Below are 24,988 nucleotides of genomic sequence, written 5' to 3' on the forward strand. Positions count from 1 at the left end.
AATTATTTTGCGAATCTAGCTATGAAGACTAAGCAGTTCACGCAATTGCTGGCGCACACTAGCTCGCAAGCCTGCGCCCGACCCGGCGGAAGGCTTCGGTGAGGACGGCCGCCCCGACCGCGGCCATCAGCGGCCCGGCGCTGAACGGCATCGGATCTGCCTGGATCGCGGCGAAGAAGGCCAGCGTGACGCCAAAGGCGGCGACCGCGCTGGTCAGGGTCAGCAGCCAGGTGCGGCGCGACAGCAGGGTGATGGCGGCCAGCGAGATCGCGATCTGCTGCGCCACCGAGGCGGCGGCCCACTGGCGGTGGCGGTGCAGCTCTTTCTCGGACAGGGCATTCCACTCGCTCGAGACCGCTTCGAAGCGTTCCGCTTCCTTGCGGATCGCGTCCTTCTCGACACCGTAGCGGCGCATCTCTTCGCGGTAATGGGCCTGGTCGACACCCGGCATTTCCGATGCGAGCTCGGCCAGGTTCTGGCGGCTGGTCTTGGCCTGGTAATGGCCCCAGGCATTGGCCGCACTGGTCTTCTCGATCGCCGCATTGCTCTTGTACAGGGCCGCATTGTTGTGCGAGGCGCTGCCGATGAAGCCGAACATGGTGCCGAGCGTGGCCAGGATGGCGATCAGGACCGCCACCTTGCCGGCAAAACCGTCTCCACCCCGCGTGCCCGGGGTACGAATTGCCTGGTCCGTGATGTTCATGCTTTCCTTCGGGTATAGGTGACGAAGGCGTAGCCGTAGCCGTTCGCCTCGGAATGATGGACTTCGCGCGCCGTTTCCTGCCACAGGGCTGGGTCGATCGGCGGGAAGAAGGTGTCGCAGCGGAACACATGATCGATCTCGGTAACGATCATGCAGTCGGCCAGGGCCATGGATTCGGTGAAGATCTGGGCGCCGCCGATGATGCTGGCCGGCTCGCCGGCGAGCAGCTCGATGGCGGCCTGCAGCGAACCCGCCACCTCGACGCCGTCGTGGGTCCAGTCAGGATTGCGGGTGACGACGATGTTACGGCGCTTGGGCAGCGGGCGCCCGATCGAGTCGAAGGTCTTGCGTCCCATGACGATCGGTTTGCCCAGCGTGACGCGCTTGAAATGGGCCAGGTCTTCCGGCAGGTGCCAAGGCAGTTGGTTGTCGACGCCGATGCCGCGCTGGGCATCGATCGCCACCACCAGGGTCAGGCGCGGCGTGGGCTCACTGCTCACGCTGCCTTCCGCAAGCACCTGGTGCGATACCCCATTGCCCATTCCCGTCACCATTCTTAAGTAATTTCCAGTTTAAAATGTTGTCTCTTTGTAAGCAGAAAGTCAAGCAATATGCACGGCGCGTGGCGGCATTCAGACAGCCACCGGCGCTTTGATCGCCGGATCCGGATCGTAGCCCGTCACCTCGAAATCCTCGAAGCGGTAGTCGAACAGGGACTCCGGCTTGCGCTTGATCACCAGGCGCGGCAGCTCCTTGGGTGTGCGCGACAGCTGCAGGTCGACCTGCTCCATGTGGTTGCTGTACAGGTGGCAGTCGCCGCCGGTCCAGATGAAGTCGCCCACTTCCAGACCTGCCTGCTGGGCCATCATGTGGGTCAGGATCGCGTAGGACGCGATATTGAAGGGCACGCCCAGGAAGATGTCGGCGCTGCGCTGGTACAGCTGGCAGGACAGCTTGCCGTCGGCCACGTAGAACTGGAAGAAGGCGTGGCAGGGCGGCAGCTTCATGTTCGGCACGTCGGCCACGTTCCAGGCCGAGACGATCATGCGGCGCGAGTCCGGGGTGTTGCGGATCTGGTCCAGCACCTGGGTGATCTGGTCGATGTGGCCGCCGTCGGGCGTCGGCCAGCTGCGCCACTGGTAGCCATAGATCGGGCCCAGGTTGCCGTTGGCGTCTGCCCATTCGTCCCAGATGCTGACGCCGTTTTCCTTCAGGTAGGCGATGTTGGTCGAGCCCTGCAGGAACCAGATCAGCTCATGGATGATCGACTTCAGGTGGACCTTCTTGGTGGTGAGCAGGGGGAAGCCCTGCTGCAGGTCGAAACGCATCTGGTAGCCGAAGACCGACAGCGTGCCGGTGCCGGTGCGGTCGGTCTTGACCGCGCCATGCTCTTTCACATGGCGCATGAACTCGAGGTATTGGCGCATTCGGATGGACTATGGGTGACAGCCCGATATTGTAACCGAGTGCGGCGGCAAAGTTGTCAATACGGACTGCGTTTGCCTAACTATTTGATCTCCGGTTCGACCAGGGTCGCCAGCTGCATCAGCGACTCCTGCCAGCCGAGGTAGCAGGATTCGACCGGGATCATCTCGGGAATTCCTTCCTGCACGATGCGGACCTCGACGCCGCAACTCACCTCGTGCAAGTCGACGGTGGTCTGCATCTGCCCGGGCAGATGAGGATCGTCGAAGGCGGCGGTATAGCGCACGCGCCGGCCGGGCGCCAGTTCGAGGTATTCGCCGCCGAAGGAATGGCTGTCCCCGGTGGTGAGGTTCGTGAAGGACATGCGGTAAGCCCCGCCAACCCGACTGTCCATGTCATGGACGGTGGCGAAGAAGCCGTATGGCGGCAGCCACTTGGCGAAAGCGCCCGGGGTGGTGAAGGCGCGGTAGACGCGGTCGGGGCTTGATTTGAAGACGCGGTGCAGCTGGACGGTATTGGCGGACATGATGGTCTCCCTTGGTCGAGGACATCCCTCTGCCGGCACGACGAACGACATGGCGCCGATTCGACATCCAGCGCCCGATCTTTTAATCGCCTGCCGGCGCGCCGAGCGGGAAGTAGTGGCGAAAACGGCGCGCCTCGTCGACTGCACGCGCGAACGACGGACGGGCCAGCAGGCGCGCGCGGTAGCTGGTGACGGCCGGGTAGTCGGCGCCGATCGGGTGGGTCCAGTCGGCATAGAACAGCGATGGGGCGGCGGCGCAGTCGGCCAGCGAGAAGGCTTCGCCCGCGGCCCAGGTGCGGCCAGCCAGTTCGCCCTCCAGCCAGGCATAGGCGCGTTCCAGCCGTTCGCGTGCAAGCAGCACGCCATCCTCGCGCTTGGCGGCGTCGCCGGTCAGCGCGCCGGCCACCGCCTGCTGCACCGGATCCATCACGTGCAGGTCGAAGAAGCGGTCGAGGAAGCGCACGCCGAGGGCCTCCCTCGGATCGCCCGGGATCAGGCGCACCGCACCGGGATGGGCCAGCTGCAGGTATTCGATGATGATGCTGGTCTCGACCACGTTGCGCTCGCCGTCCACCAGCAGCGGAAACTTGCGCAGCGGCCAGCGGCGCAGCCATTCCGGCGCGTGCTGGGGCGTCTCGGGATCGAGCGAACGGAACTCATGGGGGATGTCGTTCTCGTACAGCGCGATCAGGGCCTTCTGCGTGTAGGAAGAAAATGGATGACCGTAGAGCACCAGCGGCATGGCGGATTCCTTGTCAAGTGGATCGGCGTTGTGCCGCATGACTCTAGCAGAGTTTGGCGGCCGTCCGCGCGAATCGGTTCATGGCCGGAATTCGACCAGCACGCCGCGCAGGAAGAAGCCGAGCGCGCGCTGGTCGCCAGCCTGGGGTGGCCGCGGCGGCAGCGTGTGTTCGAGCGTGATGTCCAGCTGCGGGGCGGAGGCAAGGGCTGGCGGAATCGAAAGCAGCCCGCGCCCGAGCTCGCGTTCGCCCAGGTCGATGCCGTTGATGCGCACGCGCGAAGCGCGCACGCCGTCGAAGTAGCGGCCATCGATACCGAGGTACGCGACCCGCCGTCCTGCCGGGAGCTGCACCCGCAGGGAGGATCGTGGACCGTCGGTCCAGACCGCGCTGCCTTCCACGCTCGACCAGCCGCCCGCGAGGATGTCCGGCATCGACGGCCCGACCGCGATGCGCAGGGCGGCATTCGTGCTCGCTTCGCAGCGCAGCGGCGCGTTGTAGTAGCGCCAGCCGGAGGCCAGGTTCACCACATGGTCGGCGGCCAGCTGCGTGCCGGGCGCGCACATGCCGCCGTCGCCCGCGTTCGACCAGTAGCGCAGCAGCTTGGTCGGACCGTCCGGTCCGCGGTGGATGACGACGTCGTCGTAGCTCATGATGCCGTCATTGTGGCGCTCGCGCTCCACGAAGATCTCTGGGTCGGGATTGTAGTAGCGCGGCGCATGGTCCAGCACCCAGTCGGCCACGCGGCCCTGCGCGATGAAGGCCGGCGTCCTGCCGCGGTAGGCTTGATAGCCGGCCAGGCCCTGCAGGACGACGGCCAGCACCAGCGCCAGCACGCGGGTGCGGGTATCCAGGCGCACCAGGGCCGCAAGGCAGACCGCGAGGATGGGCATCGAAGTCCAGTAGGCGTAGCGCGGGACGAACAGGGCGCCGCTGTTCCAGTTGGTGGCAGCCAGGGTCGGCAGCGCCATGCCCAGCATGAGCAGCACGGCGATCGCCAGGTGCAGCAGCCAGATGCGGCGCCGGCCGGGTTCGCCCGCGACCAGTACGACGGCGGCGGTGGACAGCAGGGCGGGCAGGCCGATCACCAGGCCCTGGTTCAGGTCGAACAGGAAGGAGAACAGGCGCTCCGGCGTCACCAGGCCGAGGTCGAAGTAGTAGCGGCTGATAATGCTCGGCATCCCGAACAGGGCCTGGTTGTACAGGAAGGGCAGGGCCGCGGCGACGATGCCGACCGCCACCAGCGCGCCGGCGCGCAGCCGCGACGCCGGCTGCGGCCGCGGCGGGAACAGCGCCGCCGCCGGGAAGGCGCGGTACAGCAGCGCGTAGGCGCCCGCGGCGGGGATCAGGCCGGCGATCGAGGGATTCTGGGTGGCCCCCAGGCCGGCCAGCAGCACCGTCATGGGCAGGTCGCGGCGCAGCGCGGCCAGGGTGGCGAGCAGCACGCAGACGCCCGCCATCACTTCGGGGCCGATCCAGACGGTGTAGTAAAGGGGGCCGAGCAGCGCGGCCAGTGCCAGCTCCGGCAGCTTGATGTGCGGCAGCCAGGCGCGCAGGCACAGCGCGCCCGCCAGCAGGATCGCCAGGTTCAGCGCGACCAGGGACATGAAGGGATTCTTGCCGAGCAGGGTTACCAGGAGGTGGAAGGGCGCGGCCAGCAGCGAATACAGCCAGAAGTGGATCGCCTGCACGCCGCCGTCCTGGGCGCGCGCGTAGCCGCCCTCGATCGCCCCTTCCTGCGCGACGCGTTGGTAGGTGCGCTCGAGCAGGTCGGCCGGCAGTCCTCCGCGCGCCAGCGCCGCCGGCGGCATGGCCTTGATCGCCTCGACGTCGCTGCGGCGCAGCTCGGGCGAGCCATGTGCGACGAAGCCCTGCGCCATCGTCAGGTATTCCATGCCGTCGCCGATCAGGCGCGCCTTGGACAGGCAAAGCAGCGCGAACAAGGCGCACAGGAAGGCGGCTAGCGCGCGCGCCAGTAGCGGCGCCCTGGCGAAGGCAAGTCGTGGAATGGAAGCGGGCTGGGTCATAAGCTGCAATTCTAGCAAGCCAGCGCCGCGACGCTGCAGGCGGCTGGGGCGTATAGTGCGGCGATGCCCAATTCTCCACGCTATCCCGGCACGCCGGACGGCCGCTACTTCGTCGTCAAGGGCCGCCTCTGGCGCACCAGCAATCCCGCGCTCGCGCCTGACGTGCGGCAGGAGCTGGTCGACCGGCTGATGCGGGCGCGCCGCCAGGTCGGCGTGGCCAAGCGCGCAGGCGATGTGCAGGCGGAGCACGCGGCGCGCGCCGACGTCGATGCGGCCAAACGCGGTCTCGGTGAGCGCGGCCCGGTGTGGTGGAACGACGGCGCGCCCGACTACAACCGGCGCATGGTAGCCAATACGCCTTACGCGCAGTGGTACGCGGCGCTGCCGCCGCAGGACGGCGGCTAGGCTTCGGCCGCCAGCGCCTGCGCGAACAGCGCCAGGGCTGCGTGCACCTTGTCGTCCGGCGCATGCAAAAGGTTGTCTCCGACGTACAGTTCAAAAGAGCTGGTGCCGGGAAGGGTGGCGCTGGCGATGCGGTTGAACATCCAGATGCCATGGCGCTCGGCCAGCGCGCGCCGGATCGCCAGCGCGCGTTCCGGCGGCACCGGAAGATGCAGGTGCAGCATGTTGGCCTGGGGCGCGGCCGGGTTCACGCGGATGATGGGATGGGCCGCCAGCGCCTCGTACAGGAACTGGGTGCGCCGGAAGTAGTCCGGCATCGCGGCCAGGCGCTCGTCGAACTGCATCGCCGCCGCAACCACGTAGGGTGAGCGGTGGATGACGTTGCCGCCTTCGCGCCGGAACCATTCGGCGGCGCGCTCGACGAATTCGCGCGTCCCCGCCAGCATGGCGCCACCCAGGCCGCCGATCCCCTTGTACAGCGAGACGTAGACGGAATCGAAGCCCGTCGCGATCTCGTGCAGCGGTTTGCCATAGCCGGCGGTGGCTTCCCACAGGCGCGCGCCGTCCATGTGCAGGTGGGTCCCGCGTTCCCTGCAGTGCGCCTTGATCGCCTCGAGTTCCGCCCAGGGCGAAAGCTGGCCGCCGATCTCGCGCAGCGGCAGTTCGATGCCGACCGCGCCCAGCCTGTCGGGAATTGCGGCCAGGTCGGAAACGAACCAGGGCCGATGGCGATCTCCCGCCTGCAGCGCCTTGAAGTGCCCCAGCAGCTGGTAGTTGGAGCGCTCGTGGACAAAAATGTGCGAAGTCGGGTGCAGCGCCACCAGGTCGCGCGCGCGGTCCTGGCAGGCAAGGCGCAGCGCGGTCACCTGGGCCATCGTGCCGCTGATGCAGAATACCGCCGCTTCCATGCCGAGCAGGCGTGCGATTTTCGCTTCGAATTCCTGCAGCAAAACGCCCTGGCCGTAGACGTCATGCTCGACGCCCTGGGCTTCGCACCAGGCGGCCATGGCGGCGAACAGTTCGGCGGGAGGGCGGGCGCGGTGGCCCGGAAAGATGGTGTGGCAGCGGCGTTGCAGTTCGGTGTCGTTCAAGGCAGGCTCCAGTCGGAAGCCTGCCACTCTACACCGAAGCTGCCGGCGCGGTGAAGCGGATCAGCGTGCAGCGAGCGCGAGCCGGGCCTTGGGGCCGGAAACGGCACTTGCCGCGCTGTCTTCCGCAAGGCGGAACAGGCGCACCGCGCGGGCCAGCTCGGCTGCCTGGTCCTGCATGGACTGGGCGGCGGCACTGGCTTCTTCGACCAGGGCGGCGTTCTGCTGGGTCACTTCATCCATTTCGCCCACCGAGCGGTTGATGTGCTCGATGCCGCTGGTCTGCTCCTGGCTGGCGGCGGTGATCTCGGACATGATGTCGGTCACGCGCGCCACGCTCGAGAGCACCTCGTTCATGGTCACGCCGGCTTCGGCCACCAGCTTGCTGCCAGCGTCGACCTGGCCGTTGGAGGCGTCGATCAGGCCCTTGATTTCCCTGGCCGCGGCGGCGCAGCGCTGGGCCAGGTTGCGCACTTCGCCCGCGACCACGGCGAAGCCGCGCCCCTGTTCGCCGGCGCGCGCCGCTTCCACGGCCGCGTTCAGGGCCAGGATATTGGTCTGGAAGGCGATGCCGTCGATGACGCTGGTGATGTCCGAGATCTTGCGAGACGACTGGCTGATCGCGTCCATGCGCTCGATCACCTGGGCCACGGTGGCGCCGCCCTGTTGCGCGACGGTGGAGGCGCTCAGCGCCAGCTGGTTGGCCTGGCGTGCGTTGTCCGCATTCTGGCGCACGGTCGCGGTCAGCTGGTCCATCGAGGACGCGGTGCTGGCCAGGCTGACTGCCTGCTCTTCGGTGCGCTGGCACAGGTCGAGGTTGCCGGCCGAGATCTCCTGCGAGGCATTGGCGATCTGCTCGGCGCCTTCGCGCACCTTGCCGACCACGGTCGACAAACTGGCGCCGACTGTGTTGATGGCCTCCGTGAGCAGGCCGATCTCGTCGCGCCGGGTGCTGTCCACCCGTGCGGTCAGGTCGCCTTCGGCAATGCGCTTGGCCACGTCGCGCACTTGGGCCAGCGGACGCGCGACGGCGGCGCGCACCACGGCGTACAGGATCGCGGCCAGCACCGCCAGCGCGGCCAGGCCGATCAGGATGAAGCGGTTGCGCAGCACGGTCGCGGCGGCGGTGATCTCGTCGAGGTAGGTGCCGCCGCCGATGACCCAGTTCCAGTCCTTGATGTGGGTGTAGGCGACGAACTTCTCGCGCGCGGCGCTTTCGCCCGGATTGGTCCAGTCGTAGTGGATGTTGCCGTTCTTCTTCTCCAGGATTTCCTTGATGAAGAAGCGGCCATCGGCGGCGCGGCTGTCGAGGATGTTGCTGCCTTCCTTGGCCGGGTGCACCAGCAGATCGCCATACCCCTTGCCCGGCGCGGCGTTCAGCACGAAGAAGTAGCCGGTATCGCCGACCTTGATCGCACGGATGCGGTCCTTCAAGACCTTCATGTCTTCGCTGATGTCGACCCCGACGTAGAGCACCGCCACGACCTTGCCGGCGGCGTCGCGCGCCGGTTCGTACTGGGTGATGTACTGCTTGCCGAACAGGGTCACCAGGCCGATGTAGGTGCCGCCCGCGCGCAGAACGGAGTAAGCCGGGCTGTTGCGATCGAGCTTGGTGCCGACGGCGCGCTCCCCGTTTTCCTTCTTGACCGAGGTGGTGACGCGCACGAAGTCCTCGCCGTCGGCGGCGAAGATGGTGGCGTTGCCCGCGGTTTGGGCGGTGAAGGTGTCGGGTGCGCTGAAATCGAGGTTCAGCAGCTTGCCGTCCAGCTTGAGCGAGGGCGTGGCCTTGCCGCCGATGTCGACGGTGTTCGCCGTGTCGAGTTCGAAACTGCCGGGCAGGCCGTGGCGGAAGATCCGGCCGAAACTGCGGGCCTCGCTGCTGACGCTCTTGTTAAACATCTCCACCGTATTGGCGACGCTGCGCAACTCGTTCGCGACACTCTGGGTGGCGCGCTCCTCGAGCATGCTGGAGGTCGTGAGGGTCAGCATCGCGACCAGCGCGGCGATGATCGTACCCATCAGGACGAAGCTGATGGCACTGATCCGGGTGCCGACGTTCCAGTTGGCAGGGCGGTATTGATGGGAAATCATGAGGGGATCCGGGAGCTGAAGGCTCCCGCATCATACCTTGATGATTTTCCGCAACGCAACATTTGTTGCGCCAACCCTCCCTTTGGCGCGGCAGCGCCGCAACACACTTGCCGGCATGGCAAGCAATCCGATGTCACCTTGTCATGAACAACTCAGCGCAGCGCGAGAGACGGGCGCCGGGCCGGCGCCGGCAGGCCGTGCTCGTCGTCGCCGATACGGAATACACGCACGGAGCGCGCCAGTTCGGCGGCCTGGTCCTGCATCGCCTGCGCCGCGGCGCTGGCTTGCTCGACCAGGGCGGCGTTCTGCTGGGTCGCTTCATCCATTTCGCCCACCGAGCGGTTGATGTGCTCGATGCCGCTGGTCTGTTCTTGGCTGGCGGCGGTGATCTCGGCCATGATGTCGGTCACGCGCGCCACGCTCGAGAGCACCTCGTTCATGGTCACGCCGGCTTCCGCCACCAGCTTGCTGCCAGCGTCGACTTCGCCGTTGGACGCATCGATCAGGCCCTTGATTTCCTTTGCCGCGGCGGCGCAGCGCTGGGCCAGGTTGCGCACTTCGCTCGCGACCACGGCGAAGCCGCGCCCCTGTTCGCCGGCGCGCGCCGCTTCCACGGCCGCGTTCAGGGCCAGGATATTGGTCTGGAAGGCGATGCCGTCGATGACGCTGGTGATGTCCGAGATCTTGCGCGACGACTGGCTGATCGCGTCCATGCGCTCGATCACCTGGGCCACGGTGGCGCCGCCCTGTTGCGCGACCGTAGAGGCGTTCAGCGCCAGCTGGTTGGCCTGGCGCGCATTGTCCGCATTTTGGCGCACGGTCGCGGTGAGCTGGTCCATCGAAGACGCGGTGCTGGCCAGGCTGACTGCCTGCTCTTCGGTGCGCTGGCACAGGTCGAGGTTGCCGGCCGAGATTTCCTGCGAGGCGTTGGCGATCTGCTCAGCGCCTTCGCGCACCTTGCCGACCACGGTCGACAGGCCGGCGCCGATGGTGTTGATGGCCTCGTTCAACAGGCCGATCTCGTCGCGGCGCTGCCCCGCTACCTGCGCGGTCAGGTCGCCGTCGGCGATGCGCTTGGCGACGTCGCGCACTTCGGCCAGCGGACGCGAGACCTTGGCGCGCATGGTGGTGTACAGCACGCAGGCCAGCACGCCAAGGGCCAGCATGCCGAAGGCGATGAAGCGGTTACGCAACTGGGTGGCGGCCGCGGTGATCTCGTCGAGGTAGGTGCCGCCGCCGATCACCCAGTTCCAGTCCTTGACGTAGGTGTAGACGACGAACTTCTCGCGCGCGCTCGATTCGCCCGGGTTCTGCCAGAAGTAGTGGATGCTGCCTTCCTTCTTCTCGAGGATCTCCTTGATGAAAAAACGGCCGTCGGCGTCGCGGCTTTCGGCGATGTTGCTGCCTTCCTTGGCCGGATGGACGATCAAATTGCCCCAGTTCTTGCCCGGCGCCGCGTCCAGCACGTAGAAGTAGCCGGTCTCGCCGACCTTCATGGCGCGGATGCGGTCCTTCAGCAGCGCCAGGTCCTGGCTGACGTCTACACTGACATAGAGCGCCGCCACCACCTTGCCGGCGGCGTCGCGCACCGGTTCGTAGTGGGTGAGGTACTGCTTGCCGAACAGGGTGGCCAGGCCCAGGTAGCTGCGGCCCTGGCGTAGGGCGGCGTAGGCCGGGCCGGTGCGGTCCAGGCTGGTGCCGACCGCGCGCTCGCCGTTTTCCATTTTCATCGAGGTGCTGATGCGCACGAAGTCCTCGCCATCGGCGGCGAAGACGGTGGCGCTGCCGCCGGTCTCGGCGCTGAAGCCGTCGGGCACGCTGAAATCGAGGTTCAGGACCTTGCCGCCCAGCTTGAGCGCGGGCGTGGATTTGCCGCCAATGTCGACCGGGCTGGCCGTATCGAGCTCGAATCCGCCTTGCAGCGAATCCATAAAAATTTTGCCGAAACTGCGGACCTGGTTGCTGGCGCCGCGGTCGAACATGTCCACGGTGTTGGCGACGCTGCGCAGCTCGCTGGCGACGCTGGCGGCCGCGCGCTCTTCCAGCATCGAGGAAATGGCAAAGGTGATCACCACCAGCAGAGCGGCGATGGTGGTGCCCATCAGGGCGAAGGTGATCACACTGATGCGGGTGCCGAGGGTCCAGTTGGACGGATGGAATTTATTATTGTGCATGAAAGTAGATGGGAGCGATCACGGACGCCATCATACTTTCATCTATTTCCATCTGACAACAAGTATTGCCAGAAAAATGCCGAATTTGCGTGCATTGCTGCGTTGCGACAACACTAACACCGGGTCAGGCTCAGGACAGCTGCTCCAGCGGCAGGTGGGCCTGGAACTGCAAGGCCGCCAGGTTGGCATACACGCCGCCCTGTGCCACCAGCGAAGCATGGGTGCCCGATTCCACTACGCGGCCCTCGTCGAGCACGATGATGCGGTCGGCCTGCTGCACGGTCGCCAGGCGGTGCGCGATGATGATGGTGGTGCGGCCGACCATCGCCGCTTCCAGCGCGCGCTGCACCAGGCGCTCCGACTCGGCGTCGAGCGCACTGGTGGCTTCGTCGAGCAGCAGCAGGGGTGGGTTCTTGAGCAGGGCGCGCGCGATCGCGATGCGCTGGCGCTGGCCGCCCGACAAGCGCACGCCGCGCTCGCCCAGGAAGGAGCCGTAGCCCTGCGGCAGGCGCTCGATGAATTCGTGGGCGGCGGCCATCTTCGCGGCCTGGATCACTTCCTCGTCGCTGGCGTGGGGCCTGCCGTAGCGGATGTTCTCCATCGCGTTGGCGGAGAAGATGATGGTGTCCTGGGGGACGATGCCGATCGCGCCGCGCAACGTGTGCAGCGCCAGGTCGCGGATGTCGACGCCGTCCAGGCGGATGCTGCCGGCCTGCGGGTCGTAGAAGCGCAGCAGCAGCTGGAACAGGGTGGTTTTGCCGGCGCCCGAAGGGCCGACCAGGGCCACCGTTTCGCCGGCCGCGATGTCGAGCTTCAGGTGCGCCAGCGCCGCGGTCTCCGGACGCGAGGGATAGTTGAAGCTGACGTCCTCCAGGCTGACGCGCGCGCCGTTGGCGGTGCGCGGGGGCAGCGGCTGCGGGTGCAGCGGGTCCTGGATGTCGGAGCGCGCGGCCAGCAGTTCGAGCAGGCGTTCGGTGGCGCCGGCGGCGCGCTGGGCTTCGCCCATCACTTCCGACAGCGCGCCGATGGAGCCGGCCACGATCGAGGCGTACAGGATGAACTGGCCGAGGTCGCCGCCGGTCATGGTCCCCTCCAGCACGGCGTGGGCGCCGAGCCAGAGCACGAACACGATCGCGCCGAACACCAGCACGATCGCCAGCAGGGTCAGTGTGGCGCGCGCGCGGATGCGCCGGATCGCGGTGGCGAAGGCGCTGTCCACCGATTGCTGGAAGCGTCCGGCCTCGATGCCTTCATGGGTAAAGGCCTGTACGGTGGGCATGGCGTTCAGTATCTCACCCGCCATGGCCGAGGCGTCGGCAATGCGGTCCTGCGAGTCGCGTGAGAGCTTGCGCACGCGGCGGCCGAACAGCACGATCGGCAGCACCACCAGCACCAGGAGGCCCAGGATGATCGCGCTGAGCTTGGGACTGGTCACGAACAGCATCACCAGGCCGCCCACGAACAGCAGGGTGTTGCGCAGGGCGAGCGAGATGCTGGTGCCGACCACCGACTGGATCAGGGTGGTGTCGGTGGTCAGGCGCGACAGCACTTCGCCGGTGCGGGTGGTCTCGAAGAACTCGGGGCTCTGGTGCACCACGTGGCGGTAGACGGCGGCGCGGATATCGGCGGTCACGCGCTCGCCCAGCCACGAGACCATGAAGAAGCGCGCCGCGGTGGCGACGGCCAGCACGGCGGCCACGCCGAACAGGGCCAGGAAGGTGGCGTTGACGTTTTGGATGCCCTGGTGCCCGACGCTGGCGCCGAAGCCGTGGTCGATCATCTGCTTGAAGGCGGCGGGAATCGCCAGTGTGGCGCCGGCCGCGAACAGCAGGGCGATGCCGGCCAGGACGAACTGGCGGCGGTAGGGCGCCAGGAACGGCAACAGGCCCTTGAGGGCGGCCAGCGGGCCTTTGCGGGAAGAGTCCAGGTCTGCGGTATCGGTGTTGCCGGTGGAGCGGGAAGTCATCGTCTCGTGTTCTTGTGTTTCTTGTTGGTTCAAAGCTTCATCGGGCGTACGTAGCCCGTCATTTCCAGGTAGCCGCGGCCGAGCTGCTTGCCGTCACGGCCGACCGTCACCGCGCCTTCCCAGTAGACCGCGCCGGTCGAGCGGCGCGAATCCAGTTCCTGGTCCTGCTGCAGGGGCGTGATCTGCCAGCGCAAGGGGCCGGTGGTGACCAGCGTGGCCACCGGGTACTCGGCATCGGTGCGCGGCGACTTCCAGCGTGCGGTGGGAGTGAAATTCACCTGGTCTGGCGCGTAGCGGGTCACCTTGCCCGCAGCGTCGCGATGGGTAGCGTGCGCCCATAGTTTACCACCTTGCTTGGCCCTGATCTGGAAAGCCATCAGGGCGCCGCCGTCGTTCAGGTTCACGCCGATCCAGTCCCAGCCGGTAGCCTCGGGCTGCAGGGCTTCGCTCGACCATTCATGGTCGAGCCAGGCGCTGCCCGTCACCGCCACGGGGATGCTGCCGGTGCGCCCGACCTTGCCGCTCACCTTCAGCTGCGGCTCGCTGTAGTAGTGGCTCGCATGCTGCGGGCTGGGGCCCTTGCGCGAGTAACCGCCTTCGCCCTGCACCAGCACCGGCTGGGTCGGCTCGAGGCGCAGTTCCAGCGTCAGTTCGCTCGAACGGATCGTGACGCGGTAGGCGCCGGAGCTTTCCCTCACCATGCGCCAGTCGTCCAGTTTGAGGTCGGTGTTGCCGGTGCGGGCCCAGGCCAGGCTGAAGCCTTCGCGCGCGCTGCGCTGGTCGTGCACCAGCCGGCCAAGTTCGGGGTCGGACAGCGCGGCATGGCCGATCACCAGCTGGCGCGGCGCAAAGGCGCTCGGGTTCTTCGGATCGTGCTCGGTGCGGCTGCGAAAGAAGGTCACCTGGAAGCCGAGCGGCTTGCCGTCGGGCGTGTCGACCCAGCCGGTGGCATACCACCACTCGGTGCGGAACTCCGGATGGGCGCCGAAGTCGCGCGGGAAGGACAGGGTCACGCCCGGCCTCACGGGCGCGAACTCCGGCGGATCCGCATGGACCCACTGGACCACCAGCGTCAATAAGCAGAACAACACAGCCCGCATTACCAATCCTCCCTGACCGCGCGTACCGGACCGCCCGACAGCGCATAGCGTCCCGACACCAGTGCGGTCGCGACGGACGCCGCGACCAGTACGGCCGCGACGCTCCCCAGCAAGGTCCACGGCAAATGCAGCTGCATCGTCCAGTGGAAGGACTGAGGGTTGACAACATAAACCAGGATCAGGCTGATGACCAGTCCCAGCGCGAAGCCGCAGGCCACGCCAAGCAGCGTCAGGAAGCCGCCTTCGAAGGCCAGGATGCCCAGCACCTGGCCGCGCGTGACACCGACGTGGCGCAGCATGCCGAACTCCTTGGCGCGCGCCAGGGTCTGGGCCGAGAAGCTGGCCGCCACGCCGGACAGGCCGATGGCGATCGCGATCGCCTCCAGCAGATAGGTGACCGCGAAGCTGCGGTCGAAGATCTTGAGGCTCATGGCGCGGATCTCGCCGGCCGACATGGTCTGCAGCGACTTGCCGAAGGGGAGGGCGCGCACCGCCTGCTCCAGCTGCTCGACGCTGCTGCCGCGCGCGGCGAACAGGGCGGCGTCGGTGACTTCGCCTTCACCGGTGAGGGCACGGTAGTCCGATAGCCGGATGACGACGGAGCCGGCCTGGTTGGCGTAATCGCGCCAGACCCCGGCGACGAAGAAGCCGGCCTGGCCGCCGCCCAGCGGCAGCTTGAGGGTCTGGCCGACACGCGCCCCGTACAGGTCGAGCAGGGCTTCGGACACCCACGCCGGCCGCGCGCCCGGCGGAACCGGCGCCGTTTCGCCCACGAGTAACAGCAAGCGGCCTGGATCGCGCAGGTCGATGTCGCGCGCGATCACGACCACGTTGGGCCGGTCCGGCGACAGGGACACGGGCCGGGTGCGCAGGAACAGCGCCCGCGCTACGCCGGGCGTGCCGGCCAGCGCCGCCTGCTGCTGCGGGCTGAAGAAGCCGGTATTGCCGCCCGCGGCGGTGCGGATGTACAGGTCGGCCGGCAGGATGTGGCCCATCCAGTCATCCACCGAGATGCGGAAGCTCGCCACCATGATGCCCATCGCGACCATCAGGCTGAAGCTGGCCAGCACACCGCCCAGCGCGATCGAGGCCTGGCCGGGCGCGTTGGCGAGGCGCGCCAGCGCCAGCAGCAGGATCGGGGGCGTGCGCCTGCTTGCCAAGGCCGCGCGCTCCATGCGGCGGAAGGCCTCCGCGGCCAGGCGCGGCATCAGGCCGATGCCGCCGATGAGCAGCAGCGCAATCGCGATATAGCCGAACAGCGGCAGCTCGAACACGGGCGGCGCGAAGGCCAGCGCGGCCGCCAGTGCCAGGCAGACCAGGGATGGCCAGATGCGCGCGAGGCGCGATAAGGCCGCTTCGTCGGCGCCCGACTTGATTGCCACCGCAGGCTTGGCGCGCGCCGCTTCAACTGCCGGCGCCAGGCAGCCCAGCAGGGCCACGCCCAGCCCGAGCGCGAAGAACACGGTGGCCGCGACCGGGGTGAACTGGATTTGCGGCCGGATGCCGGGGAAGTAGCCGGCGCCCAGGTCGCCGCCGAAGAAGTGAAGGGCCAGCGCCGCCAGCGCATAGCCGCCGGCCACACCCAGCAGCGCGCCGACGATACCCAGGCTGGCGCCTTCCAGCAGCACCTGGCGCAGCAGCTGCCCGCGTTCAAGGCCCAGCACGCGCAGCAGCGCGAACTGGCTGCGCCGCCGCATCACCGACAGCGCCTGGGTCGAGAACACGAGGAAGGCGCCGGTGAACAGGGCCACCAGCGCAAGGACCGTCAGGTTGACGCGGTAGGCGCGGCTCAGGTTGGCGTTACGTTCCTCCTGGTCGCTGTCGTTCGGCTGGCGCACCGTGAAGCGGCCCGGGTAGTCGCGTTCCAGCTCCGTGCTCAAGGCGCGCTGGAAGGCGCCGCGGTCGACGCCGTCGCGCAATTTGAGGTCGACGCGCGACAGCTTGCCCAACTGCTTGAGGCGCCACTGCATGGCGCCGATGTCCATCACCGCGATGCGCTGGCCGGCCCGCGCGCGCGCCACCTGGCCGGCCACGCGCAGGCGCACGTCGCCGGCGCCGGCGCGCAGTTCGATGCGCTCGCCCGGCTGCTTGCCGAGCCAGGTGAGCGCCGCCGGCGACAGGAAGATGGCGTCGTCGGCCAGCACGTCCATCAGGCGCCCTTCTTGCGGCACGCCAGTCAGGTCGGGCGAAATGAAGCCGGCGCGGAAGGCGTCGATGCCCACGATGCGCAGCGCGCCTTGTGCCCCCGCCAGGCCGGCCGACAGCTCCAGCACGGGCGAGGCCACCGCCACCTGCGGGTTCGCCGCCAGGCGCGCGTAGACGGATTCGTCGAAGAACTGTTCGCGCCCGGCCACCTGCACGTCGGCCTGGCCGGACAGGCTTTTCACGGCGGCGGAGAATTCATTGAAGGCGGCGGCGTTGATCAAGTGGATGGCGAAACCCATCGCCACGCCGACCGCGATGGCCGCGATGGCCAGCAGCGCACGCACGGGGTGGGCGCGCCACTCGCCGAACAGCAGCCAGCGAGCAAGGAGGCCGGAGCTGGGGTTCAGGCCGGGCATTCCACCGCCAGCATCTCCGCCTGGCGCCTCGCCTTGGTCCGTGCGCGCTCGCTGCCGTCGCCGCCGTCACGGCCGGCGCGTGCGCTGTCTTCTTCCAGCCATTTGCGCTGCAGGCGCAGCTTGTCGCAGCGCCGCTGTCCGGCCGCGGCCGCGCGGCGCAGGCGCTCGGCGCGTGTGCCTTCGCGCTCTTCCTGCTCTTGGTGCTGCGCGCGGGCGTCCTCGATTTCCTGCAGCATGGCGCGTTCGCGCGCCAGGCGCTCGAGCACTTCCGGGGCCGGCGGCGCGGCCTGTACCTTCAGCACCACCGCGCTCTTGCCGCAGGGCTGGTCGTGGTAGCTCACCTTGCCGCCTTCGGTGCATTTATAGATCGTCTGGGCCGTGGCGGCCTGGGAGGCGAGACAGAGCGTCGCCAGGAAAATGGTGTTGCGCATGTGGATGTCCCCGGTCACAAAATTTTGCCAGGGTTCATAATGCCGAGCGGGTCCAGTGCGGCTTTGATGGCACGCATCATGTCCAGTTCGACACGCGGCTTGTAGCGCACCAGGTCCTCGCGTTTGAGTGCGCCGATGCCGTGCTCGGCTGAGATGGAGCCGTTCATGGCGGCGACGCTGTCGTGCACGATGCGGTTGACGGCGTCCTGGTGCGACAGGAAGCTGTCGTGCCCGATGCCGTCCGGCGGCGCGACGTTGTAGTGCAGATTGCCGTCGCCCAAATGCCCGAAACATACGACCTGGCAAGCGGGGAAAGCCGCCTGCAGTGCGCTGTCGGTGCGTTCGATAAACTCGGGAATGCTGGACACCGGCAGCGAAATGTCGTGCTTGATGTTCTTGCCGGCCGCCGCCTGCGCCAGCGGAATGTGCTCGCGCAGCTTCCACAGCCCGAGCGCCTGGCCGCTTGACGTCGCCAGCACGGCGTCCAGCGCGATGCCCGTGTCCAGCGCGGCGCCCACCGCGGTCTCGACCAGCTCCGCGGCCTGGTCTTCGGACTCGTTGCTGGACAGTTCGACCAGCGCATAAAACGGATAGTGCGTGGCGAAGGGCTTGGGCAGGTCCGGGAACTGGGTCGCGACCAGGCGCAGGCAGAAGTCGGACATCAGCTCGTAGCCGGTGAGCGCCGCCCCGCAGCGGTCTTGCAGCAGCGACAGCAGGGCCAGCGCACCGCGCGGCGACTCCAGCGCGACCAGCGCCGTCAGCGCTGCCTTGGGTTGCGGATACAGCTTGAGCACGGCGGCGGTGATCACGCCCAGCGTGCCTTCGGCGCCGATGAACAGTTCGCGCAGCGCGTAGCCGGTATTGTCCTTGCGCAGGCCGCGCAGGCCGTCCCAGACCTGGCCTTGTGCCGTGACCACTTCCAGGCCCAGGCACAGTTCGCGCGTGTTCCCGTAACGCAGCACCGCAGTGCCGCCGGCATTGGTCGACAGGTTGCCGCCGATGGTGCAACTGCCTTCGGCCGCCAGCGACAGCGGGAACAGCATGCCGCCTTCCATTGCCGCCTGCTGGATGTCTTCCAGGATGCAGCCGGCTTCGACGGTCATGGTGCGGTTGGCGGCGTCGATGCTGCGGATCCGGTTCAGCCGGCGCAGCGACAGGACGATGGCGGCGCCGCTGGCGTCGGGTACGCTGCCCAGCACCAGGCCGGTGCGCCCGCCCTGGGGCACGATCGGCACCCGCGCCTCGGCGCAGGCTTGCACCACCTGGGCCACTTCAAGGGTATCGGCAGGAAGCACGACGGCGCGCGCGCGTCCGGTGAAGCGTCCGCGCCAGTCGGCCAGGTAGGGCGTCATGGCGGGCGGGTCCGTGACCAGGTGCGCGTCGCCGACGAGCGCGCGCAACCGATCCAGAAACGAATCAGTCATGTGGGACTTTGACTTTGTCGAGTAGTTCCTTGGCCAGGCGCTTGGCTTCTTTCTTGTAGGGATGCAGGAACAGCAGGGCGCAGGCGTAGTACACGACCACCAGGGCCACTTCGCCCATGGCCATGCCGCGCGAGACCTGCGAGGTGTCGGCCCAGGCGCGCACCACGCCTTCGGCGAAATAGACCAGGATCACCATCGAGGACCATTGCAGGGTGTACAGGTCGCGCTTGATCACCCCGCGCAGCGGCAGCAGCAGCGGCAGGGCCTTGAGGGCGAGCAGCGACCCGCCCGGATGCAGGGGCGCGACGAACACTTCCCAGGCGACCAGCCAGCCGATCAGCCAGATCAGGCTTGCAATCGCGCCGGCATGAAAGACTTTGGCGGTATCCATCAGTGCATTCCGTGCAGTTTGACCGCGGCCGTGGCCAGACGTTTGCCCAGCGCGATGGCAAGCACGCGCTCGTCCTCGGTCAGGGCGCGCTTGCCGTCGGCGCCGGCCCAGTGCGAGGCGCCGTAGGGGCTGCCGCCGCTGGCGGTGTTCATGAGTTCAGGATGCGAATATGGTAGGCCCATCACTAGCATGCCATGGTGCAACAACGGTATCATCATCGACAGCAGGGTCGATTCCTGGCCGCCGTGCAGGCTGCCGGTGGACGTAAACACGACCGCCGGCTTGCCGGACAGGGTGCCGTTGACCCAGTCGGCCGCGGTGCCATCCAGGAAGTACTTGACCGCAGACGCCATATTGCCGAAGCGGGTAGGCGAACCCAGGGCCAGGCCGTGGCAGTCCCGCAGGTCTTCCAGCTCGACATAGGGCGCGCCGTCGCGCGGGATGTCGGGCTCGGTGGCCTCGGCAACGGTCGATACCGCGGGCACGGTGCGCAGGCGCGCCTCGGCACCGGGCACGCTTTCGATGCCCTGGGCAACCAGTTCTGCCAGTTTGCGGGTGGCGCCGTGGCGCGAGTAGTACAGCACGAGGATGGTCAGGGTGTTGTTCATCGTTGGTATTATAGGGCGCTTTGCCCAAATGACATGCCCTTCGCGGGGCGAATCGTAACGCCGGATGCTTTCTAAAACCGTACATTCCCTGTCGCGCAGCACCACCGACATGCTGACCCTCGGCGTCGACCGCGCACGCGGCCTGACCTTGCTCGAGGCGCGCGACCTGCTGCGCTTCGCGCGGCGCCGCCTGCGCGAGGAGAAACTGCCCCAAGTGGCAGGCAGTCTGACCTTTACCACGACGCTGGCCCTGGTGCCGCTGCTCACCATCGTGCTGGCGATCCTGACCACCTTCCCGGTCTTCGGCCAGCTGCGCAGCGCGCTCGACACCTGGTTCGTCCAGACCCTGATGCCCAAGGCCATCGCCAACACCATCAGCTCCAACCTGACCCAGTTCGCCAGCAAGGCCAAGGGCCTGTCGGCGCTCGGCGCGGTGCTCCTGCTGCTGACCACGACGACCATGATGGGCATGATCGAGCGCGCCTTCAACCAGATCTGGGGCGTCCGCCGCCCGCGGCCCTGGTCGCAACGGGTGCTGGTCTACTGGGCCCTGATCTCCCTCGGGCCGATCCTGTTCGGCCTGTCGCTGACCGCCACCTCGCAGCTGTTCCTTGCTACCGGCGGCCTGACCAAAAGCTTCCCCATCCTCGGCACCCTGTTCTACACGCTGGTATCGGTGAGCCTGACCACCGGCGCCTACACGTTGCTCTACATGGCGGTGCCGAACCGCCGCGTGTACTGGCGCGACGCGGTGTGGGGCGGGCTGGCGGCGGCGATCGCCTTCGAGATCGCCAAGCGCGGCTTCGCCCTGTTCATCCGCCAGTTCCCGACCTACGCCATCATCTACGGCGCGCTGGCGGCCTTGCCGCTGTTTCTGGTCTGGATGTACCTGTCCTGGCTGATCACCCTGGTGGGCGCCGTGCTGGCCGCGGCCTTGCCGGTGGTGAAGTACGAGCGCTGGAAACACCAGCCGACGCCGGGCAGCGCCTTCGTCGACGCGATGGCGGTGCTCAAGGTGCTGTACGGCAGCTCGCAGGTGACCGGCACCGCGCTGGTGTCGAGCGCGGCGATTCGGGTCCACACCCGCATCGGCTACGACGAGATGAGCATGCTGCTGGAGAAGATGGTGGCGGCCGGCTGGGTCGGGCGGGTGCAGGACGAACTCCCGGTGCGTTCGCGCTGGGGCCGCGGCGCGCGCCAGAACGTCGACAGCTGGGTGTTGCTGGTCGATCCCGGCAACATCCGTCTGGCCGACGTCTACCGCCTGTTCGTGTTCGATGCCGGCGACACCGACGAGCCGCTGCCAGGCACGCCGCTGGCGCTCGACACGGCGGCGCTGGCGCGCCAGGTGGAGGCCGCGGTCGAGGAGGGGCTGGAGCAGACCCTGGCCGAGCATTTCGCGGCGCCTGCCTGAAGTCCCCCCATCGGTGATGGGTCACGGCGGGCGGGCAGGGTTCTACACTGCCGGCTGTTACGAACCCATTGGACCGCCCATGAAACGATTCGCCCTCCTGCTGGTGCTGAGCGCCGGTGTCTCCCTCGACAGCCACGCCCAGTTCGGCGACTTCCTCAAGAGCGTCGCATCCGATGCCGCGCGCCAGGTCGTGTCCGGCCAGGTGACGAAAGCGGTGAATGGCGCGGTCGATTCGGCCGTGAAGGGTGTCACCCAGCCTGCCGCTGCCGCGGCCCCGGCTGCCGAAGGGACGACGCAGGCTGCGGCCGCGCCGGGCTGCGGACGCGTGCGCAAGAACGCCATCGTGGTGGGCGAACGCCCCGAGAGCTACCCGTTGGCATCCCTGTGGCCGGACGCCGGCTGCCCGGTCTACAGCTATTCGGACCTCAAGTTCGACAAGGCCAGCGCTGCCAAGACCGCGTTCCGCGAGGCCAGCAAGGTGCGCTGCAACGATTGCGAAGGCGGCTCCTGGCCGGATGCCTGGGGCTGGCGTTCGCTGGTGAAGGATAGCCGCGGCGGCAATTACACCGACGAGTTCGCGAAGATGCTCGTCGCGCTGAAGGAAGGCGAGAGTCTCACGTGGAAGGGCAACAAGTACGAAGGCAAGGTGGTCGCGGTCGGCGCCCATCCGATCGGCGACCTGCCGTGCCGCCAATTCCACTATGTGCTGACCGACAAGGGCAAGCAGGTGGCGGAATACGACAGCCTGCTATGCGAATACACGGGCGCCTACTCGTCGAAAGCCACCTGGCACGAGATGGTCTGATCTACCAGCTGAGCTTACCCGTCAGCATCTGCCAGTACATCACCCAGTCGGCGCGGAAAGAGAACCACGGCTGCGAGAACGAGGCCGGCTTGTTCTTCTCGTAGAAAAAGTGGCCGACCCAGGCCCCGCCGTAGCCGCTGACCACGGCAAACAGCAGCCACCAGGCGTTCATGCTGTCGATGTACTGGGCGATCGATGCGATCGCCGACGAGGTGCCGATGAAGTGGGCGCGGCGGCAGCGCCGGTCGGCGTGCTGGGTCAGGTAGTAGGGGTAGAACTCCGCGAAACTGGCGTAGCGGGCCGTCATGGCGTCTCCTGGGTCTCCGTTGATTTAATCGACGCGGCGAAGCCGGCCAGGGCGTCGAGCACCGCGTCGGGCGCTTCGGCCATCATCTGGTGGCCGGCTTCCACGTTGACGATTTTGCCATGCGCGATCGCGCCAGTCAGCAGTTTCGTCGAACGCGGCGGGGTCATCACATCCTTTTTCCCGAACACGAACAGGGCAGGGCAGCGCACGGCGGCCGCTGCCGCCTCGCCATTCGCATAGCTGTTGCAGGCGGCGAAGTCGGTGTAGAACAGCTGCTCCGGATTGCGCGCCGACATGCGCTGCATCAGGCGCCGCGCGCCACCCATGACCGAGAAGCCGGGGCCGGGGCAGGACGGCTTGTGCGCAATCGAGGAATGCGACCAGATGTTGACCATGTCGATCGCCGTCTGCTCGTCGGTGCGCGCGGTCTCGAGCAGGGCGTCGGCGACCTTCATCGGATACGTGGTGCCGAGCAGCGCCAGGCCGGCGACCAGGTTCGGCGCGCGGTGGCTCGCTTCCAGCGCGATCAGCGAACCCATGCTGTGGCCGGCCAGGATGGCGCGGCCTACGCCGGCGCTATCCAGCAGGGCGAGCAGCCAATCGGCCATCGCTTCGATACTTGTCGAAGCGGGGCCGCTGCTGCGGCCATGGCCCGGCAGGTCGACCGCCAGCACCGCGTAGCCGTGGTGCGCGAGGTAGCGGCTCTGCAGCGCCCAGACCGAATGGTCGTTCTGGGCGCCGTGGATCAGGACGACCGTCGGCAGCGACGCATCGAAGGCCTTGCCGCCGGTATAGGCGTAGGCCGTGGCGCCCTTGATGGTGAACTCCATCTCAAGCTCCTTTCTGGGCCAGTTTCAGGCCGCGCTTGAGATCCTCGATCAAGTCATCCGCGTCTTCCAGGCCGACCGACAGGCGCATCGTGCCTTCGGTGATGCCGGAGGCCGCCAGCTGTTCGGCCGGCACCCGGAAGTGGGTGGTCGAAGCCGGATGGATTACCAGCGACTTGGCATCGCCCACGTTGGCCAGGTGCGAGAACACCTGCAGGCCGTCGGCGAAGCGGCGGCCGCTGGCGCGGTCGCCTTTCAGCTTGAAGGTGAACACGGCGCCGCAGCCTTTCGGCAGCAGTTTCTGCGCCAGCGCGTAGTCCGGGTGCGATTCCAGTTCCGGATAGGAGATCGATTCGACCGCCGGATGCGACAGGAGGAATTCGACCACGCGGCGCGTGTTGGCGACATGGCGCTCCATGCGCAGGCCCAGGGTCTCGATGCCCTGCAGGATGGCGAAGGCATTGTGCGGGCTCATCGCCGCGCCGAAGTCGCGCAGGCCTTCGCGGCGGGCGCGCAGCGCGAAGGGAGCGACGGTCGACTCTTCCGCGAACACCATGCCGTGGAAGCCCTCGTAGGGTTCGCACAGTTCCGGGAAGCGCCCGCTGGCGGCGTGGGCCGCTTCCCAGTCGAAGGTGCCGCCGTCCACCAACAGGCCGCCGATGGCGGTGCCGTGGCCGCACAAGAACTTGGTCGCCGAATGGAACAGCAGGTCGGCACCCAGGTCGAAAGGGCGCTGCAAATAAGGTGTGGTGAAGGTCGCGTCCACCATCAGCGGCAGGTGGTGTTCGTGCGCGAGGGCGGCGATCGCGGGGACGTCGAGCACATCGAGGCCCGGGTTGCCGAGGGTCTCGCCGTACAGGAGCTTGGTATTCGGCCGGATCGCGGCGCGCCAGGCGTCCAGGTCACGCGGGTTCACGAAGGTCGTTTCAATGCCGAAGCGGCGCAGCGTGTAGTGCAGCAGGTTGTGGGCGCCGCCGTACAGGCTGCTCGAGGCGACGACGTGGCTGCCGGCGCCGGCGATGGTGGCCAGGCCCAGGTGCATCGCGGCCTGGCCGCTGGCGGTGGCGATGCCGGCAACGCCGCCTTCCAGCGCGGCGATGCGCTCTTCCAGCACGGCGTTGGTCGGGTTCGAGATGCGCGAGTACACGTGGCCCGCGCGCTCCATGTTGAACAGGGCCGCCGCATGGTCCGAATCGCGGAAGGCGAAGGAGGAGGTGAAATGGATCGGCGTGGCGCGCGCGCCGGTGGCCGGGTCGGGCGCACTGCCGGCGTGCAGGGCCAGCGTATCGAAACCGGGGTACTGTGGACCGCTCATCGTCTTTGCTCATCCATGAAACGCGATGGGCGGCATCGTAGCACTTATTTAAGGCGCCGCAACACCGGCTCCGCCCTGAATTGGGGCAATGCTGGATTTTTTGGCGGGCATCGGCTACAGTCGGAGTTATGAGTTATACAAATATTGCTGCGATTACAAACCAACCGGACGGGGTGGCCACCATGAAAGTCTCCGAGATCCTGCAGGTGAAAGGCGAAATCCTCTATACCGTTACGCCCGACATGCCGCTGGTGCAGGCTGCCGCGACGATGGCGGAAAAGGACATCGGCTCGCTGGTCGTCATGGAATACGGCGACCTGGTCGGCATGCTGACCTTCCGCGAAGTGATCAAGGAACTGCATGCGCAGGGCGGAACCCTCGGTGCGGGCACCGTGCGCAAGGTGATGGACGACAGCCCGATCACCGTCACCCCGGACACCGAAGTCAACGAAGTGCGCCGCATCATGCTGGAAAAGCATGCGCGCTACCTGCCGGTGATGAATGCCCGCACCTTGCTGGGCGTGATCTCGTTCTACGACGTGGCCAAGGCGGTGCTGGAAGCGCAGAGCTTCGAGAACCGCATGCTCAAGGCTTACATCCGCGATTGGCCGGCCGAACAAGCCGCCGAAGATTGATGTTCGTTGGGTGGGGTAATTTCGGGCA

The 24,988-nt window shown here is 67.4% G+C and carries 23 protein-coding genes; 4 read left to right on the forward strand and 19 right to left on the reverse strand.

Annotated elements, in window-relative coordinates:
* Positions 1–58 precede the first annotated feature (58 nt).
* The 6 genes from GV068_RS08000 to GV068_RS08025 form a co-directional block, all read right to left on the reverse strand.
* Positions 59–703 carry a DUF4337 domain-containing protein gene (locus GV068_RS08000; protein ID WP_159696825.1) on the reverse strand — a complete coding sequence of 215 codons (645 nt, stop codon included), beginning with the start codon at positions 701–703 and terminating at the stop codon, positions 59–61.
* Positions 700–1,245, reverse strand: coding sequence for a dihydrofolate reductase (locus GV068_RS08005; RefSeq protein ID WP_159696826.1), 546 nt, complete (start codon positions 1,243–1,245; stop codon positions 700–702). Before GV068_RS08005 ends, GV068_RS08000 begins: the two co-directional genes overlap by 4 nt.
* Positions 1,246–1,335: 90 nt before the next feature.
* Positions 1,336–2,130 (reverse strand): thymidylate synthase, encoded by a 795-nt coding sequence (gene thyA, locus GV068_RS08010; protein WP_159696827.1) that lies wholly within the window; start codon positions 2,128–2,130, stop codon positions 1,336–1,338.
* Positions 2,131–2,210: 80 nt separating this feature from the next.
* Positions 2,211–2,654 (reverse strand): SRPBCC family protein, encoded by a 444-nt coding sequence (locus GV068_RS08015; RefSeq protein ID WP_159696828.1) that lies wholly within the window; start codon positions 2,652–2,654, stop codon positions 2,211–2,213.
* Positions 2,655–2,736: 82 nt separating this feature from the next.
* The gene (locus tag GV068_RS08020; protein WP_159704733.1) at positions 2,737–3,396 is read right to left on the reverse strand and encodes a glutathione S-transferase family protein; all 660 of its coding nucleotides are present in this window, start codon (positions 3,394–3,396) and stop codon (positions 2,737–2,739) included.
* Between the two features lie 78 nt (positions 3,397–3,474).
* Positions 3,475–5,421, reverse strand: coding sequence for a hypothetical protein (locus GV068_RS08025; RefSeq protein WP_159696829.1), 1,947 nt, complete (start codon positions 5,419–5,421; stop codon positions 3,475–3,477).
* Positions 5,422–5,484: 63 nt separating this feature from the next.
* Here GV068_RS08025 and GV068_RS08030 point away from each other — a divergent pair, with 63 nt between their 5' ends.
* Positions 5,485–5,826: a hypothetical protein gene (locus GV068_RS08030; RefSeq protein WP_159696830.1), complete on the forward strand. Its 342-nt coding sequence runs from the start codon at positions 5,485–5,487 to the stop codon at positions 5,824–5,826.
* Here GV068_RS08030 and GV068_RS08035 read toward each other — a convergent pair.
* The 10 genes from GV068_RS08035 to wrbA all read right to left on the reverse strand — a co-directional run bounded on the left by GV068_RS08035 (position 5,823) and on the right by wrbA (position 19,657).
* Positions 5,823–6,914: a low specificity L-threonine aldolase gene (locus GV068_RS08035; RefSeq protein WP_159696831.1), complete on the reverse strand. Its 1,092-nt coding sequence runs from the start codon at positions 6,912–6,914 to the stop codon at positions 5,823–5,825. The genes GV068_RS08030 and GV068_RS08035 overlap by 4 nt on opposite strands.
* A 60-nt stretch (positions 6,915–6,974) precedes the next feature.
* On the reverse strand, positions 6,975–9,002 hold the full coding sequence (locus tag GV068_RS08040; protein WP_159696832.1) for a Cache 3/Cache 2 fusion domain-containing protein: 2,028 nt from the start codon (positions 9,000–9,002) through the stop codon (positions 6,975–6,977).
* 152 nt (positions 9,003–9,154) lie between these two features.
* Positions 9,155–11,176 carry a Cache 3/Cache 2 fusion domain-containing protein gene (locus tag GV068_RS08045; RefSeq protein ID WP_159696833.1) on the reverse strand — a complete coding sequence of 674 codons (2,022 nt, stop codon included), beginning with the start codon at positions 11,174–11,176 and terminating at the stop codon, positions 9,155–9,157.
* 130 nt (positions 11,177–11,306) lie between these two features.
* Positions 11,307–13,142, reverse strand: a complete 1,836-nt coding sequence (locus GV068_RS08050; protein ID WP_159696834.1) for an ABC transporter transmembrane domain-containing protein — start codon at positions 13,140–13,142, stop codon at positions 11,307–11,309.
* A gap of 29 nt (positions 13,143–13,171) precedes the next feature.
* Positions 13,172–14,242 carry a lipocalin-like domain-containing protein gene (locus tag GV068_RS08055; RefSeq protein ID WP_159696835.1) on the reverse strand — a complete coding sequence of 357 codons (1,071 nt, stop codon included), beginning with the start codon at positions 14,240–14,242 and terminating at the stop codon, positions 13,172–13,174.
* Positions 14,242–16,803 (reverse strand): FtsX-like permease family protein, encoded by a 2,562-nt coding sequence (locus GV068_RS08060; protein WP_159696836.1) that lies wholly within the window; start codon positions 16,801–16,803, stop codon positions 14,242–14,244. Before GV068_RS08060 ends, GV068_RS08055 begins: the two co-directional genes overlap by 1 nt.
* On the reverse strand, positions 16,791–17,234 hold the full coding sequence (locus tag GV068_RS08065; protein WP_159696837.1) for a DUF4124 domain-containing protein: 444 nt from the start codon (positions 17,232–17,234) through the stop codon (positions 16,791–16,793). The genes GV068_RS08060 and GV068_RS08065 overlap by 13 nt, the downstream gene beginning before the upstream one ends.
* A gap of 14 nt (positions 17,235–17,248) precedes the next feature.
* The gene (locus GV068_RS08070; RefSeq protein WP_159696838.1) at positions 17,249–18,658 is read right to left on the reverse strand and encodes an FAD-binding oxidoreductase; all 1,410 of its coding nucleotides are present in this window, start codon (positions 18,656–18,658) and stop codon (positions 17,249–17,251) included.
* Positions 18,651–19,049, reverse strand: a complete 399-nt coding sequence (locus GV068_RS08075; RefSeq protein ID WP_159696839.1) for a DUF2069 domain-containing protein — start codon at positions 19,047–19,049, stop codon at positions 18,651–18,653. The genes GV068_RS08070 and GV068_RS08075 overlap by 8 nt, the downstream gene beginning before the upstream one ends.
* Positions 19,049–19,657, reverse strand: coding sequence for an NAD(P)H:quinone oxidoreductase (gene wrbA, locus GV068_RS08080; RefSeq protein ID WP_159696840.1), 609 nt, complete (start codon positions 19,655–19,657; stop codon positions 19,049–19,051). The genes GV068_RS08075 and wrbA overlap by 1 nt, the downstream gene beginning before the upstream one ends.
* Positions 19,658–19,766: 109 nt before the next feature.
* On the opposite strand from wrbA, the gene GV068_RS08085 reads away from it, so the two are divergent.
* Positions 19,767–21,071 (forward strand): YihY family inner membrane protein, encoded by a 1,305-nt coding sequence (locus GV068_RS08085; protein ID WP_159704736.1) that lies wholly within the window; start codon positions 19,767–19,769, stop codon positions 21,069–21,071.
* 79 nt (positions 21,072–21,150) lie between these two features.
* Positions 21,151–21,876, forward strand: a complete 726-nt coding sequence (locus GV068_RS08090) for a hypothetical protein (RefSeq protein WP_159696841.1) — start codon at positions 21,151–21,153, stop codon at positions 21,874–21,876.
* A 1-nt stretch (position 21,877) separates the two neighbouring features.
* Here the strand turns inward: GV068_RS08090 and GV068_RS08095 are convergent, their stop codons facing one another.
* The 3 genes from GV068_RS08095 to GV068_RS08105 are packed head-to-tail and all read right to left on the reverse strand — an operon-like array spanning position 21,878 to position 24,325.
* Positions 21,878–22,183, reverse strand: coding sequence for a DUF962 domain-containing protein (locus GV068_RS08095; protein ID WP_159696842.1), 306 nt, complete (start codon positions 22,181–22,183; stop codon positions 21,878–21,880).
* A complete protein-coding gene (locus tag GV068_RS08100) occupies positions 22,180–23,013 on the reverse strand; it encodes an alpha/beta fold hydrolase (protein ID WP_159696843.1) in 834 nt (277 codons plus the stop codon). The genes GV068_RS08095 and GV068_RS08100 overlap by 4 nt, the downstream gene beginning before the upstream one ends.
* Position 23,014: 1 nt before the next feature.
* Entirely contained in the window at positions 23,015–24,325 is a 1,311-nt protein-coding gene (locus GV068_RS08105; protein WP_159696844.1) for an O-acetylhomoserine aminocarboxypropyltransferase, read from the reverse strand.
* Between the two features lie 182 nt (positions 24,326–24,507).
* On the opposite strand from GV068_RS08105, the gene GV068_RS08110 reads away from it, so the two are divergent.
* Positions 24,508–24,960, forward strand: coding sequence for a CBS domain-containing protein (locus GV068_RS08110; protein ID WP_159696845.1), 453 nt, complete (start codon positions 24,508–24,510; stop codon positions 24,958–24,960).
* Positions 24,961–24,988 lie beyond the last annotated feature (28 nt).

This window comes from Massilia sp. 9I (genome assembly GCF_902506415.1).
Taxonomy (GTDB): domain Bacteria; phylum Pseudomonadota; class Gammaproteobacteria; order Burkholderiales; family Burkholderiaceae_D; genus Telluria.

Excerpts from the sequence above, each read along its gene's own strand:
- GV068_RS08000 (WP_159696825.1), bottom strand. The coding sequence starts at position 703 with ATGAACATCACGGACCAGGCAATTCGTACCCCGGGCACGCGGGGTGGA.
- GV068_RS08005 (WP_159696826.1), bottom strand. The coding sequence starts at position 1,245 with ATGGGCAATGGGGTATCGCACCAGGTGCTTGCGGAAGGCAGCGTGAGC.
- thyA (WP_159696827.1), bottom strand. The coding sequence starts at position 2,130 with ATGCGCCAATACCTCGAGTTCATGCGCCATGTGAAAGAGCATGGCGCG.
- GV068_RS08015 (WP_159696828.1), bottom strand. The coding sequence starts at position 2,654 with ATGTCCGCCAATACCGTCCAGCTGCACCGCGTCTTCAAATCAAGCCCC.
- GV068_RS08020 (WP_159704733.1), bottom strand. The coding sequence starts at position 3,396 with ATGCCGCTGGTGCTCTACGGTCATCCATTTTCTTCCTACACGCAGAAG.
- GV068_RS08025 (WP_159696829.1), bottom strand. The coding sequence starts at position 5,421 with ATGACCCAGCCCGCTTCCATTCCACGACTTGCCTTCGCCAGGGCGCCG.
- GV068_RS08030 (WP_159696830.1), top strand. The coding sequence starts at position 5,485 with ATGCCCAATTCTCCACGCTATCCCGGCACGCCGGACGGCCGCTACTTC.
- GV068_RS08040 (WP_159696832.1), bottom strand. The coding sequence starts at position 9,002 with ATGATTTCCCATCAATACCGCCCTGCCAACTGGAACGTCGGCACCCGG.
- GV068_RS08045 (WP_159696833.1), bottom strand. The coding sequence starts at position 11,176 with ATGCACAATAATAAATTCCATCCGTCCAACTGGACCCTCGGCACCCGC.
- GV068_RS08050 (WP_159696834.1), bottom strand. The coding sequence starts at position 13,142 with ATGACTTCCCGCTCCACCGGCAACACCGATACCGCAGACCTGGACTCT.
- GV068_RS08055 (WP_159696835.1), bottom strand. The coding sequence starts at position 14,242 with ATGCGGGCTGTGTTGTTCTGCTTATTGACGCTGGTGGTCCAGTGGGTC.
- GV068_RS08060 (WP_159696836.1), bottom strand. The coding sequence starts at position 16,803 with ATGCCCGGCCTGAACCCCAGCTCCGGCCTCCTTGCTCGCTGGCTGCTG.
- GV068_RS08065 (WP_159696837.1), bottom strand. The coding sequence starts at position 17,234 with ATGCGCAACACCATTTTCCTGGCGACGCTCTGTCTCGCCTCCCAGGCC.
- GV068_RS08070 (WP_159696838.1), bottom strand. The coding sequence starts at position 18,658 with ATGACTGATTCGTTTCTGGATCGGTTGCGCGCGCTCGTCGGCGACGCG.
- GV068_RS08075 (WP_159696839.1), bottom strand. The coding sequence starts at position 19,049 with ATGGATACCGCCAAAGTCTTTCATGCCGGCGCGATTGCAAGCCTGATC.
- wrbA (WP_159696840.1), bottom strand. The coding sequence starts at position 19,657 with ATGAACAACACCCTGACCATCCTCGTGCTGTACTACTCGCGCCACGGC.
- GV068_RS08085 (WP_159704736.1), top strand. The coding sequence starts at position 19,767 with ATGCTGACCCTCGGCGTCGACCGCGCACGCGGCCTGACCTTGCTCGAG.
- GV068_RS08090 (WP_159696841.1), top strand. The coding sequence starts at position 21,151 with ATGAAACGATTCGCCCTCCTGCTGGTGCTGAGCGCCGGTGTCTCCCTC.
- GV068_RS08095 (WP_159696842.1), bottom strand. The coding sequence starts at position 22,183 with ATGACGGCCCGCTACGCCAGTTTCGCGGAGTTCTACCCCTACTACCTG.
- GV068_RS08100 (WP_159696843.1), bottom strand. The coding sequence starts at position 23,013 with ATGGAGTTCACCATCAAGGGCGCCACGGCCTACGCCTATACCGGCGGC.
- GV068_RS08105 (WP_159696844.1), bottom strand. The coding sequence starts at position 24,325 with ATGAGCGGTCCACAGTACCCCGGTTTCGATACGCTGGCCCTGCACGCC.
- GV068_RS08110 (WP_159696845.1), top strand. The coding sequence starts at position 24,508 with ATGAAAGTCTCCGAGATCCTGCAGGTGAAAGGCGAAATCCTCTATACC.